This is a genomic window from Bacillus sp. YH3-2-B2 (assembly GCF_053663335.1).
Map to the genome: position 1 here is coordinate 686463 of NZ_JBSJQE010000002.1, position 13780 is coordinate 700242.

At 46.8% G+C, this 13780-nt stretch carries 11 protein-coding genes; all 11 read left to right on the forward strand.

Annotated elements, in window-relative coordinates; genetic code table 11:
• The first annotated feature begins 186 nt into the window (after positions 1–186).
• The 11 genes from cggR to ACWJJX_RS08465 all read left to right on the forward strand — a co-directional run bounded on the left by cggR (position 187) and on the right by ACWJJX_RS08465 (position 13778).
• On the forward strand, positions 187–1221 hold the full coding sequence (cggR, locus tag ACWJJX_RS08415) for a gapA transcriptional regulator CggR (RefSeq protein WP_003151607.1): 1035 nt from the start codon (positions 187–189) through the stop codon (positions 1219–1221).
• Positions 1222–1254: 33 nt separating this feature from the next.
• Positions 1255–2262, forward strand: coding sequence for a type I glyceraldehyde-3-phosphate dehydrogenase (gene gap / locus ACWJJX_RS08420; RefSeq protein ID WP_003151611.1), 1008 nt, complete (start codon positions 1255–1257; stop codon positions 2260–2262).
• Between the two features lie 321 nt (positions 2263–2583).
• Positions 2584–3768 (forward strand): phosphoglycerate kinase, encoded by a 1185-nt coding sequence (locus ACWJJX_RS08425; RefSeq protein WP_003151616.1) that lies wholly within the window; start codon positions 2584–2586, stop codon positions 3766–3768.
• A 25-nt stretch (positions 3769–3793) separates the two neighbouring features.
• The gene (tpiA, locus tag ACWJJX_RS08430) at positions 3794–4555 is read left to right on the forward strand and encodes a triose-phosphate isomerase (RefSeq protein WP_003151618.1); all 762 of its coding nucleotides are present in this window, start codon (positions 3794–3796) and stop codon (positions 4553–4555) included.
• Positions 4548–6083 (forward strand): 2,3-bisphosphoglycerate-independent phosphoglycerate mutase, encoded by a 1536-nt coding sequence (gene gpmI / locus ACWJJX_RS08435; protein WP_003151620.1) that lies wholly within the window; start codon positions 4548–4550, stop codon positions 6081–6083. The genes tpiA and gpmI overlap by 8 nt, the downstream gene beginning before the upstream one ends.
• 27 nt (positions 6084–6110) lie before the next feature.
• Positions 6111–7403, forward strand: a complete 1293-nt coding sequence (gene eno / locus ACWJJX_RS08440) for a phosphopyruvate hydratase (RefSeq protein WP_007409956.1) — start codon at positions 6111–6113, stop codon at positions 7401–7403.
• 168 nt (positions 7404–7571) lie between these two features.
• Positions 7572–8852, forward strand: coding sequence for a M28 family peptidase (locus ACWJJX_RS08445; RefSeq protein WP_454022897.1), 1281 nt, complete (start codon positions 7572–7574; stop codon positions 8850–8852).
• Between the two features lie 264 nt (positions 8853–9116).
• Positions 9117–10451, forward strand: coding sequence for a nucleotide sugar dehydrogenase (locus ACWJJX_RS08450; protein WP_070082399.1), 1335 nt, complete (start codon positions 9117–9119; stop codon positions 10449–10451).
• Between the two features lie 48 nt (positions 10452–10499).
• Positions 10500–11630 (forward strand): DegT/DnrJ/EryC1/StrS family aminotransferase, encoded by a 1131-nt coding sequence (locus tag ACWJJX_RS08455; protein WP_014305849.1) that lies wholly within the window; start codon positions 10500–10502, stop codon positions 11628–11630.
• A complete protein-coding gene (locus ACWJJX_RS08460; protein ID WP_167860432.1) occupies positions 11627–12556 on the forward strand; it encodes an NAD-dependent epimerase/dehydratase family protein in 930 nt (309 codons plus the stop codon). Before ACWJJX_RS08455 ends, ACWJJX_RS08460 begins: the two co-directional genes overlap by 4 nt.
• Positions 12522–13778 (forward strand): aminotransferase class V-fold PLP-dependent enzyme, encoded by a 1257-nt coding sequence (locus ACWJJX_RS08465; protein WP_070082396.1) that lies wholly within the window; start codon positions 12522–12524, stop codon positions 13776–13778. The genes ACWJJX_RS08460 and ACWJJX_RS08465 overlap by 35 nt, the downstream gene beginning before the upstream one ends.
• Positions 13779–13780: the final 2 nt, after the last annotated feature.

Here is a 13780-nt window from a genome sequence, read left to right on the forward strand (position 1 = left end):
TCAAGGAGATACTGGTAAATCCTGCGAAGAATGTCGAGGAATTGACCTTTAACAGTTGAATTAACAATGTCATCCTGTTAAAATAATTAAAGAAAGCAGACATAATTTTTTTTGGCTATGATGGGACGTTTTTTGTCATAGCGGGACATTTTCTGTCCAGTATGAATAGGAAGGAACGTTTGAGTCATGAACCAGTTAATACAAGCTCAAAAAAAATTATTGCCTGATCTTTTGCTTGTGATGCAGAAAAGATTTGAAATCTTGCAGTATATCAGGCTTACAGAACCGATCGGCCGCAGAAGTCTTGCAGCCAGTCTCGGATTGACCGAGCGCGTTCTCAGGAGCGAGGTTCAGTTCTTGAAAGAACAGAATCTCATCGATATTAAAACAAACGGCATGACAATGACGGAAGAGGGCTATTCACTGCTTTCGATTCTGGAAGATACGATGAAGGATGTTTTAGGATTGACGCTTTTGGAAAAGACATTAAAAGAGCGGCTCAATCTGAAAGACGCCATTATCGTTTCCGGAGACAGCGACCAATCTCCTTGGGTCAAAAAAGAATTAGGGAGAGCGGCCGTTGCATGTATGAAAAAGAGATTTTCAGGCAAAAATATCGTCGCTGTAACCGGCGGTACGACAATTGAAGCCGTCGCCGATATGATGACGCCGGATTCAAAAAACCGCGAGCTCCTGTTTGTGCCCGCAAGAGGCGGTTTAGGCGAAGATGTGAAAAACCAGGCGAACACCATATGCGCGCATATGGCGGAAAAGGCTTCAGGCACTTACCGGCTTTTGTTCGTTCCCGGCCAGCTGTCACAAGGCGCCTACTCATCTATTATTGAAGAACCTTCCGTAAAAGAGGTGCTTCACACGATTAAATCAGCGAGTATGCTCGTTCACGGAATCGGCGAAGCTAGAACAATGGCGGAGCGAAGAAACACGCCTTTGGAAGATTTGAAGAAAATAGATGACAATCATGCGGTGACAGAGGCATTCGGCTACTACTTTAATGCGGACGGAGAAGTCGTTCACAAGGTGCATTCAGTCGGAATGCAGCTCGATGACCTCGATGCCATTCCCGACATTATCGCGGTAGCGGGCGGATCATCAAAAGCGGAAGCAATCGAAGCTTATTTTAAAAAGCAGCGAAACACGGTTCTCGTCACGGACGAAGGAGCCGCAAAGAAGTTATTAAGGGATAACAGTCCCTCAATATAAATATCTCTCACTTATTTAAAGGAGGAAATAATCATGGCAGTAAAAGTCGGTATTAACGGTTTTGGTCGTATTGGACGTAACGTATTCCGCGCAGCATTAAACAATCCTGAAGTTGAGGTAGTAGCAGTTAACGATTTAACAGACGCTAACATGCTTGCTCATCTTTTACAATATGATTCCGTACACGGAAAATTAGATGCAGAAGTTAAAGTTGACGGCAGCAACCTTGTTGTTAACGGCAAAACAATCGAAGTTTCTGCTGAGCGCGATCCTGCGAAACTCAGCTGGGGCAAACAAGGCGTTGAAATCGTAGTTGAATCTACTGGTTTCTTCACAAAACGCGCAGACGCTGCGAAACACTTAGAAGCAGGCGCGAAAAAAGTTATCATCTCTGCACCTGCTAACGAAGAAGATATCACAATCGTTATGGGTGTTAACGAAGACAAATACGATGCGGCTAACCACCATGTTATCTCTAACGCATCTTGCACAACAAACTGCCTTGCGCCGTTTGCAAAAGTACTTAACGACAAATTCGGCATCAAACGCGGTATGATGACAACTGTTCACTCTTACACAAACGATCAGCAAATTCTTGATCTTCCGCACAAAGACTACCGTCGTGCGCGTGCAGCAGCTGAAAACATCATTCCTACCTCAACTGGTGCTGCTAAAGCAGTTTCCCTTGTTCTTCCTGAACTGAAAGGCAAACTGAACGGCGGAGCTATGCGTGTGCCGACTCCAAACGTTTCTCTTGTTGACCTAGTTGCTGAACTTAACAAAGACGTAACGGCTGAAGACGTAAACGCAGCTCTTAAAGAAGCGGCTGAAGGCGATCTTAAAGGAATTCTCGGCTACAGCGAAGAGCCATTAGTATCCGGAGATTACAACGGCAATGCTAACTCTTCTACAATCGATGCTCTTTCTACAATGGTTATGGAAGGCAGCATGGTAAAAGTAATCTCTTGGTACGATAACGAAAGCGGCTACTCTAACCGCGTTGTTGACCTTGCAGCTTACATCGCAAAACAAGGTCTTTAATTCATAGCTCCCGGAAAGGGCCGGACTTGGTTCTTTCGGACAGAAACGCTATAATGAAAGCGGACAAGGGAAGGGGACGGACTCCCTTTCCCTTTTTCCATGAGAACCGGCTTTCAGAAAGCGCCGGATTGCTGCAGAACGTCCGCGTTTTGAAGTTTCCGCGGCACTTTCGTTTTCTGAGCCGCCTGCCCTGGCTCAGAAGACGATCTGCCCCGTGCCCGGAAGCTGCAATCTGCCCCGCGGCGGAAGCATCATGAGGCGGTTTCACGTTTCACGTTTTTCGTGCTATGCAAACCATTTTGAAGGAGGATCTCCTAAGGCATGAATAAAAAAACAGTAAAAGACATCGACGTAAAAGGCAAAGTCGTATTCTGCCGCGTTGATTTTAACGTTCCAATGAAAGACGGGGAAGTAACAGACGATACTCGTATCCGAGCTGCGCTTCCAACAATCAAACACCTTGCAGACCAAGGCGCGAAAGTCCTTCTTGCGAGCCACTTAGGCCGCCCGAAAGGCGAAGTGGTTGAGGAGCTTCGTTTAACTCCTGTCGCTGCACGCTTAGGCGAACTGCTCGGAAAAGAAGTGAAAAAAGCGGATGAAGCTTACGGCGATGCTGTAAAAGCACAAATTTCTGATATGAAGGACGGAGACGTTCTTGTATTGGAAAACGTACGTTTCTACCCTGGTGAAGAGAAAAACGATCCTGAGCTTGCTAAAGCATTTGCTGAGCTTGCGGATGTATATGTCAATGACGCATTCGGTGCTGCCCACCGTGCTCACGCATCTACAGCCGGAATTGCCGAGCATCTGCCGGCGGTTGCAGGATTCCTGATGGAAAAAGAGCTTGACGTTCTCGGCAAAGCCGTGACAAATCCTGAGCGCCCGTTTACGGCAATCATCGGCGGCGCGAAAGTAAAAGACAAAATCGGCGTAATCGAAAGTCTGCTTGATAAAGTGGACAACCTGATCATCGGCGGAGGTCTTGCTTACACATTCGTAAAAGCGCTTGGCTATGAAGTCGGTAAATCTCTTCTTGAAGAAGATAAAATCGAACTTGCAAAATCATTCATGGACCGCGCGAAAGAAAAAGGCGTTAAATTCTATATGCCGGAAGACGTTCTCGTTGCTGATGATTTCTCTAACGATGCAAACGTTCAAATCGTGCCGATCTCTGAGATCCCAAGTGATTTAGAAGCGATCGACATCGGAACGAAAACCCGCGAAACGTACGCTGAAGTTATCAAAAACAGCAAACTTGTCGTATGGAACGGACCGATGGGCGTATTCGAAATCGACTTGTTCGCTCAAGGCACAAAAGCAGTGGCTGAAGCATTGGCAGAGGCAAACGATACATACTCTGTCATCGGCGGAGGAGACTCTGCGGCAGCCGTTGAAAAATTCGGCCTTGCTGACAAAATGAGCCATATCTCAACAGGCGGCGGCGCATCCCTTGAATTCATGGAAGGCAAAGAGCTTCCGGGTGTAGCTGCGCTGAACGATAAATAAAAACTGCTATAAGGAAGTGGAACAGATGAGAAAACCAATTATAGCCGGTAACTGGAAAATGAACAAAACACTCGGCGAGGCTGTCAGCTTCGTTGAAGAAGTGAAATCTTCCATTCCAGCAGCAGACAAAGCGGAAGCCGTTGTTTGCGCACCAGCTCTTTTCTTAGAAAAGCTGACTTCTGCTGTTAAAGGAACTGACCTGAAAGTCGGCGCCCAAAACATGCATTTTGAAGAAAACGGTGCGTTCACAGGTGAAATCAGCCCGGTCGCTCTGAAAGACCTTGGCGTGGATTACTGCGTCATCGGACACTCTGAGCGCCGTGAAATGTTCGCTGAAACTGATGAAACAGTTAATAAAAAAGCGCATGCCGCTTTCAAACACGGCATTGTGCCGATCATTTGCGTAGGTGAAACGCTTGAAGAGCGCGAAGCCGGAAAAACAAATGATCTTGTTGCCGATCAAGTGAAAAAAGGGCTTGCGGGTCTTTCTGAAGAGCAAGTTGCCGCTTCCGTTATTGCGTACGAGCCAATCTGGGCAATCGGAACAGGCAAATCTTCTACAGCGAAAGATGCAAACGACGTCTGCGCGCATATCCGTAAAGTCGTTGCTGAAAGCTTCAGCCAGGAAACTGCTGACAAGCTCCGCATTCAATACGGCGGCAGCGTAAAACCTGCAAATATTAAAGAATATATGGCAGAGTCCGATATTGACGGTGCTTTGGTCGGCGGCGCAAGCCTTGAACCGCAGTCATTCGTTCAATTATTGGAGGAAGGTCAATATGAGTAAAAAACCAGCTGCACTCATCATTCTTGATGGGTTCGGATTACGCAATGAAACAGTCGGAAACGCAGTCGCACAAGCGAAAAAACCGAATTTCGACCGTTATTGGAACCAATACCCTCATCAGACGCTGACGGCATCAGGCGAAGCAGTCGGACTGCCTGAAGGACAGATGGGGAACTCTGAGGTCGGTCATTTGAATATCGGCGCCGGACGTATTGTGTACCAAAGCTTAACACGCGTGAACGTTGCCATCCGCGAAGGCGAATTCGAACGCAATCAAACGTTCCTTGACGCCATCAAAAACGCGAAAGACAACGACAAAGCGCTGCACCTGTTCGGCCTTCTTTCTGACGGAGGCGTACACAGTCACATCAATCATTTATTCGCGCTGCTGAAACTTGCGAAAAGTGAAGGACTGACGAAGGTGTATATTCACGGTTTCCTCGACGGCCGCGATGTAGGTCCGCAAACGGCGAAAACTTACATTCAGCAGCTGAATGAGCAGATCGAAGAAATCGGTGTCGGCGAAATCGCCAGCATTTCCGGACGCTACTACTCCATGGACCGCGACAAACGCTGGGACCGTGTGGAAAAAGCGTACCGCGCAATGGCTTACGGCGAAGGCCCGTCTTACCGCAGCGCGATGGATGTAGTCGACGATTCTTATGCGAACGGCATTCATGATGAATTCGTCATTCCGTCCGTCATCACAAAAGAAAACGGTGAACCCGTTGCGAAAATTCATGACGGCGATTCTGTGATTTTCTATAATTTCAGACCAGACCGCGCCATCCAGATTTCAAACACGTTTACCAACAAAGATTTCCGCGATTTCGACCGCGGTGAAAATCATCCGAAAAACCTGTATTTCGTCTGCCTGACTCACTTCAGTGAATCTGTTGACGGATATGTGGCTTTTAAACCGGTAAACCTTGACAATACGGTCGGTGAAGTATTAGCACAGCACGGGTTAAAACAGCTTCGCATTGCAGAAACTGAAAAGTATCCGCACGTTACGTTCTTTATGAGCGGCGGCCGCGAAGAAGAATTCCCGGGCGAAGAGCGCATCCTCATTAACTCGCCGAAGGTCGCGACATATGACCTGAAGCCTGAAATGAGCGCGTATGAAGTGAAGGATGCTCTTGTAAAAGAAATCGCGGCTGACAAGCACGACGCGATCATCCTGAACTTTGCAAACCCTGACATGGTCGGCCACTCCGGAATGGTCGAACCGACGATTAAAGCAATTGAAGCAGTGGACGAATGCTTAGGCGAAGTGGTTGACGCCATTATCGCTAAAGGCGGACATGCCATCATTACCGCTGATCACGGTAATGCGGACATTCTGATTACAGAAACAGGCGAACCGCACACTGCCCATACGACAAACCCAGTCCCTGTCATTGTGACGAAAGAAGGCGTGACGCTGCGCGAAGGCGGAATCCTAGGCGACCTCGCACCAACGTTATTAGACCTTCTCGGTGTTGAAAAACCAAAAGAAATGACCGGAACATCTTTAATTCAAAAATAAGCGTAAATCAAAAGGAGAGACAAACTCATGCCATACATTGTTGATGTTTATGCACGCGAAGTCCTTGACTCCCGCGGCAACCCGACAGTTGAAGTTGAAGTATATACAGAAACAGGAGCTTTCGGCCGCGCATTAGTGCCAAGCGGAGCTTCTACAGGTGAATACGAAGCGGTTGAGCTTCGTGACGGCGACAAAGACCGTTACCTTGGAAAAGGCGTGTTAACTGCTGTTAACAACGTAAACGAAATCATTTCTCCAGAGCTTCTCGGCTTTGACGTAACTGAACAAAACGCAATCGATCAGCTTTTAATCGAGCTTGACGGAACTGAAAACAAAGGCAAACTCGGTGCGAACGCAATCCTTGGCGTATCTATGGCTTGTGCGCGCGCAGCTGCTGATTTCTTACAGATTCCTCTTTACCAATACCTTGGAGGATTCAACTCAAAAACGCTTCCTGTACCGATGATGAACATCGTAAACGGCGGAGAGCATGCTGACAACAACGTAGACATTCAAGAATTCATGATTATGCCTGTAGGCGCGCCTAACTTCCGTGAAGCGCTTCGCATGGGCGCTCAAATCTTCCACAGCCTGAAATCAGTTCTTTCTGCTAAAGGAATGAACACAGCTGTAGGTGACGAAGGCGGTTTCGCTCCGAACCTTGGTTCTAACGAAGAAGCGCTTCAAACAATCGTTGAAGCAATCGAAAAAGCCGGCTTCAAACCTGGCGAAGAAGTGAAGCTTGCTATGGATGCTGCATCTTCTGAGTTCTACAACAAAGAAGACGGCAAATACCATCTGTCTGGCGAAGGCGTTGTGAAAACATCTGCTGAAATGGTTGACTGGTACGAAGAAATGGTTTCTAAATACCCAATCATCTCTATCGAAGACGGACTTGACGAGAACGACTGGGAAGGCCACAAACTTCTTACAGAGCGTCTTGGCAAAAAAGTTCAGCTTGTCGGTGACGACCTTTTCGTTACAAACACGAAAAAGCTTGCTGAAGGTATCAAAAACGGCGTAGGCAACTCTATCCTGATCAAAGTAAACCAAATCGGTACATTGACTGAAACATTCGATGCGATCGAAATGGCGAAACGCGCGGGCTACACTGCCGTTATCTCTCACCGTTCCGGTGAAACTGAAGACAGCACAATCGCTGACATCGCTGTGGCAACTAATGCAGGACAAATCAAAACAGGTGCTCCGTCCCGTACGGACCGTGTTGCGAAATACAACCAGCTTCTTCGCATCGAAGATCAGTTGGCTGAAACTGCTCAATACCACGGTATCAACTCTTTCTATAACTTGAATAAGTAATGTAATGGACGCCGGGAGAATATCTCCCGGCGTTTTTTTATGGTCCCGGGCTTTTCCCTCCTTTTTCTCCATCTTCATTTGGTCAATAATATTCATTTTTCCCCTTTTTAAAGGAATCAGTGTTCTTCAATCGAAAGGGAAGAGGTGTTAATAAGAGGAGGGATTATGATGAAATTTTCATTTATGTCAGCCGCGGTGGCAGCAAGCGTCATATGGGGCGCATCTGCCGGGCCGCTGTCCGAAACTCATGCTTATTCAACTGTGACCGCCCCGGTTTTTGATGCTGATGAGGCATTGGACACTATGCATGATCTGAGTGAAACCATCGGACCGCGGGAAACCGGAACTGCGAAAGAAAAGGAAGCGGCTGAATACATATCGAATCGCCTGCGGGCTCAGGGCGCCAGTGTCAAAGTACAGTCATTTCCATTGAAAAAGTACTATTCAGGTTCAGTCACAGCGGGAGATCATGAATTCCCGCTCCGTTCCGCTGATCAATCCGCTGTTGAAAAAGAGCTCAAAATAGAAGGCGGGATTTTTGACGGCGGCTGCGGATCACGCAATGACGTAACAGGAGCCAAAGGAAAGATTGCAGTGATACGCGAAGGAAAGATCCCCGTTTCTCAAAAGATCAAACATGCCGAACAAGCGGGAGCCAAAGCAGTCATTATTTATAATCAGACAACAAAACCGCTCGCCGTCCGTCCGCATACCGATAAAGGAATCACGATACCGGCGGCGGGTATGAAAAAAGAAGACGGTGAAGCATTGCTGCAGGAAAAGCAGGCAGTCATTCAATTTAAAAACTATAAAAACCGCACCTCACAAAATATCATAGGAACGCGCAAAGCGGCACAGGCCAACCCTTCTGATGCTGATATTATTTATGTCACAGCGCATTATGACAGCGTAAAAGGCGCGCCCGGAGCGGATGATAACGCCTCAGGCACATCTGCCGTTCTGGAAATCAGCAAGCAATGGACACACATACCGAAAGACAAAGAGATCCGCTTTATCCTGTTCGGTGCAGAAGAATTATGGTCTGCGGGTTCATCTTATTACGTCAGTACACTCACGAACAATGAAAGAAAGCACAGCCAGGCCAATTTTAATGCCGATATGATTGCGACTGACTGGGAAGAAGCGAGTCAAATGTGTGTCACGACTCCTGACGGCAGGGAAAACCCGAGTGTCCGGTACGCTGAAAAAGCCGCTGAAAAATCCCGGTTGGTCAAGCCAAACCTGATTCAGCTCGGTTACTCAGACCATGTCTCTTTTTATGAAGCGGGGATTCCGTCGGCTAACTGGATTTGGCTCAGCCCCGATACACAGGAGCCGGGGCCCTGGTACCACACCGAAAATGATAATATGAAACACATCAGCAAAGAACGGCTAGAGAAAGCTGGGGCACTCGTTTCCGCAGCAGTAACTGAGGCAATGAAAGAATAAAAAACAGGCTTCGGCCTGTTTTTTATATTATTTTCTGTATATTCTACCAATTAAGGGAGATTTTCTCACTCGTTACCAGATATATACCATTTAACAGGATTTTATTTTACAAATAAAAGAAAAATAAATAGATAATACCTAATTCACAAAAGGATGTAAAACTCATTTATCAAATTTTAACTTTTGTTATAATTGCGATATCGATCGATATTTGTTTTAAATTGTAAAAAACAATACTCTTTTCTATCTATTAGGGGGCGAAAAATGAATACTGTCACAAAAGAAGCCAGCAACCTTGGTCAAAAACGGCTGTTACATCTGATTGAAACGAAGCAGGCGATAGTAGGCGTGTTAGGCATGGGATATGTGGGATTTCCTCTTGCGCTGGAATGTGTCGATAAAGGATACAATGTGATCGGATTCGACAAAAACAGTGAAAAGGTTTCCTTGTTAGCCGCCGGAAGCAGCCATATTCAAGATATAGAGGACGGCAGACTGAACTCGGCTTTACAAACAAAACGCTTTCAAATCAGCGCCGACATGTCGCTCATCCAAAAATGTGACATCATTGTGATATGTGTGCCGACACCCCTGAACAAAAAAGACAAGATCCCCGATTTAACCTACATCGACAGTGCAGTTGACAGCATGATCGCTTATGGAAGGCAGCATCAGCTTTTAATTTTAGAAAGCACCACCTATCCCGGAACAACGAAAAAAAAGATTGCCGACAGAATGGCATCAAGCCGCGGCATGAAAATAGGAACAGACTTTTTTACGGCTTATTCTCCGGAAAGAATCGATCCGGGCAACAGGCAATATGAAGTTTCAGATATTCCTAAAGTAGTCGGCGGAACCACACAGACTTGCACAGAACTTGCCTCAGCGTTTTACAACACCATTGTTACAAGCATTCACCCGGTCACCTCACCCGAAGTAGCTGAAACAGCTAAACTCCTAGAGAATACTTATCGTTATGTCAATATAGCTCTTATCAATGAAATGGCGCTTAATTGCCGTGAACTCGATATTGATATATGGGAAGTCATCTGCGCGGCGGACACGAAGCCGTTCGGCTTTCAAAAATTTATCCCTGGCCCCGGAGTCGGAGGCCATTGTATCCCGATTGATCCTTTTTACTTCAAATGGATCGCGAATGAAAAAGGACTGCAGACAAAATTAATTGATCTGGCGGACGAAATCAATTCTAACATGCCGATTTCTGTCTCTGACTATGCTTTGAAACTGGCGGGCAAAGACAAATGCAGCATCTTAATAATAGGGGCCGCTTATAAAAAAAATACAAATGACCCGCGTGAATCCTCAGTGTTTACGATAATGGAAGAATTGATGGACAAGGGATGCGCGATTGATTATCATGATCCGTTTATCAGCGAGATCCGCTTGAATGACGGAAGCCGCAAACAATCTGTCCCTTTCACAAGAGAACAAATCAATCAGTACGACGTCATCATCATTCATACAGATCACGATGTAATCGACTACAGTATTTTGAAGGATGCCTCACCGATTATCTTTGACACAAGAAATGTATGCAGGGAAAAATCAGCCGACAATTGCAGAGTTGTCACTTTATAGGAGGGAACGGTCATTAGTAATCGATTTATCTCTTTTCACAGACCTGATATGACAAACGAAGAAATCGCAAGCGTAACCGAAACGATTCAGTCGGGCTGGATTTCGAAAGGCCCGAAGGTAATCGATTTTGAAAAAAAGCTGGGAGAATGTATTGGAGCCGAACACGTCATCAGCTGTAATTCAGGAACCGCTGCATTACACATGGCTTTATTGGCGCTCGGTGTGGGAGAAGGCGATGAAGTCATCGTGCCGAGCTTCACGTTCTGTTCCAGCGTCAATGTCATCCTGCACGCCGGAGCCGTTCCTGTGTTTGCGGATATATGCGAGAAAAGTCTATGTGCCGATCCTGAAGATGTCAGGAAGAAAATAACGCCGCGCACAAAAGCGGTAATTGCGGTTCATTTTGCCGGCTATCCGGCTGATCTGGAAAACTTGCAGTCCATTTGTAAAGAAAACGGATTGTATCTGATTGAAGACGCCGCTCATGCGCTCGGTACAAAATATAACGGAAGCATGATCGGCACTCATGGAGATGCCGTGTGCTTCAGCTTTTATGCCACCAAAAATATTACAACGGGGGAAGGCGGAGCACTCGTCATGAAAGACGAACAGGCCGCAGAAAGAGCGAGGCTGTACGGCTGGCACGGCATCACAAAAAATGCCTGGAACCGGTACGGTGAAAAAGGCAGCTGGAGATACGACGTGTTACTGCCGGGCTTTAAATATAATATGACGGATATTCAGGCCGCGCTCGGTCTGGTTCAATTGAAGCGTGCAAACGAAATTCAAGAAAAACGGGCACAGATCGCTCAATTTTATGTACGTGAACTGTCGGGCCAATCTGACAAAGCAGCGCTTCCGCTTTCTGACATTCCAAACGGCATAACGCACTCATGGCATTTATTCATTTTGCGGATCCGAGAGAACGGCGGCATGGACAGAGATCTGTTTATTGAGAAAATGAAAGAAAAACAAATCGGGCTGAGCGTGCACTTTATTCCCGTGCATATGCATCCTTACTATCAAAAACATTTTCCTGCCGAGCTTCCGGTTACTGAACGTGTTTTCCGGGAGATCGTGTCACTGCCTCTTTACAGCCAGTTATCAGATGAGGATTGCAGCTATATTGTCAAGTCTATAAAAGAAGTTTTGACTATCAGCCAGGAGGTAGGATCATGAAACATATTGCGATTATCGGAGGAGCCGGTTTTATCGGAAGCGAATTGGCGGCATTATTACAGGCTAAAGGTTATCACACCATTATTGCAGACCAAAAGAAGCCCGATTTTGACACTGAATACCGCCAAACGGATATCCTTGACCGGACGTCCCTCCGCGAATCACTGCGGGGAGCGGATGCGGTTGTCCATTTGGCGGCAATGGTCGGTGTAGACAGCTGCCGAAGCAATGAAGAAGACGTCATACGGGTCAATTTTGAAGGAACGAAAAATGTCACCGAGGTATGCGGTGAATTGGGAATCAGAACACTTCTTTTCTCATCGAGCTCAGAAGTATTCGGCGATTCACCGGATTTTCCTTATACCGAGACAAGCCGAAAGCTTCCGAAATCGGCTTACGGAAAAGCCAAACTGCAATCAGAGGAATATTTGAGAGAACAGGCTTCCGACGAGCTTCATATTCGGGTCGTCCGGTACTTTAATGTATACGGGCCGAAACAGCGCGAGGATTTTGTCATCAACAAGTTTTTCAGCCTGGCCGAGAATGGCTCTGAGCTGCCTCTTTACGGGGACGGCGGACAAATACGCTGCTTCAGCTACATCAGTGATATCGTCACCGGAACTTATCTCGCGCTCATTCATGAAGGAGCCGTCTTTGAAGACTTCAATATCGGGAACGACCAGCCGATCACGATAAAAGAACTGGCTGAAAAAGTTAATGTGCTCTCTGGCAGAGAGAAGGATAACTATCTGTTTAAAAAGCTGGGCGAAGACGGCGTGAGGGGAAAAGACATCGAGATTTTTAAACGGGCGCCGTCAATCGAGAAGGCGAAACGTTTACTCGGTTACGCTCCGAAAGTAAGTCTGAATGAAGGCCTGGAGATCATAAAAGATGAAAGACAAAAGCACAAACTTTCACTTTCCTAAAAACCCGGAAGTGGTCAAATATCCCGTTTATCCCGGACAGCTTTCCGTCAGGGGCCGTCTGCGCGCGGTGAAGCACTTGCTTACTGCCGGACAAAGCGGACTGACTGAAAAGCTGGAAAAACGGTACGGAAAAGGGGTTGTACTGACCTCCAGCGGCAGTGCGGCACTGGTGCTCGCCTTAACTTATTCGGGAGCCGGGCCGGGGAAAGAAGTGATTTTCTCATCCTTCAGCTGCCCGAATGTCATTGATGCCGTAGTGCAATCCGGTGCAACGCCTGTTTTTGCGCAGCTGGATGAGCATCTTTCTTTATCGTTTGAGGATGTCAAAAAAAAAGCGACGCGGCAGACGTGTGCGGTTATCCTCACGCATGTATACGGCCGGAGAGAAAATACCGCCATCATTGACTGGGCGAAGGAACACGGTATTTTTGTCATTGATGATGCCGCTCAAGCTATGTTTACAAAACAAGCGGATACATATGCCGGCGGTCTGGGCGATTTCGGCATTTTAAGCTTTGGCCCGTCAAAACCGCTTGCGAGTATCGGAGGCGGCGCGTTAATCGCGCCGAAAGAATTGCTGAAGCAAAATGCAGCTCCCCCGATGGAACGGCGCGGCCGAGTAGCAAATGACTATCGATCCTATATCAGAAATCAAAGAATACAGGCTGTTATGAAACGGAAACGGCATCATCCCCTTTCATATATTTATAGAAAAGCGGGCGTCATGCCTTCCATGAAAGCCACTAAGCTCGAAGCTCTGCCGGATAAACCGGCTGTTGTACCGGTGCTTCGCATGCATCCGGCAAGGGAAGCCATTATTGAAGATCAGCTTTCACGTATGGATCAGCTTGTAACAGCTTCCATTCGAAACTTAGAGACGGCGGGAGAAATCTTTATAAAGGCGGAAGAGACGTACGGCATAAAGATGATCCAGCCTCAGGAAGGAGAACATCTGAATTATTTAACGATTGTATTCCCCCGGGATGAAGAGCGGTACGGGTGTTCCGTTTATTTAGCCGAAAGAGGCATCCAAACATGCTGGAACTATCTTCCCCTCGAACGTATTCCGATTTATGAAACATATGCGGCGGAAGAAGGGGAAGATCCGCTTTGGAAAAGAGTTCTTTCTCTGCCGTTTAAACCTCCTCTTCAAAAGGAGCAAGTCAGATATGTAGCCGAATCCGTTTTATCATATTGTGAGCAACAGAATAAGACTGAATAGTG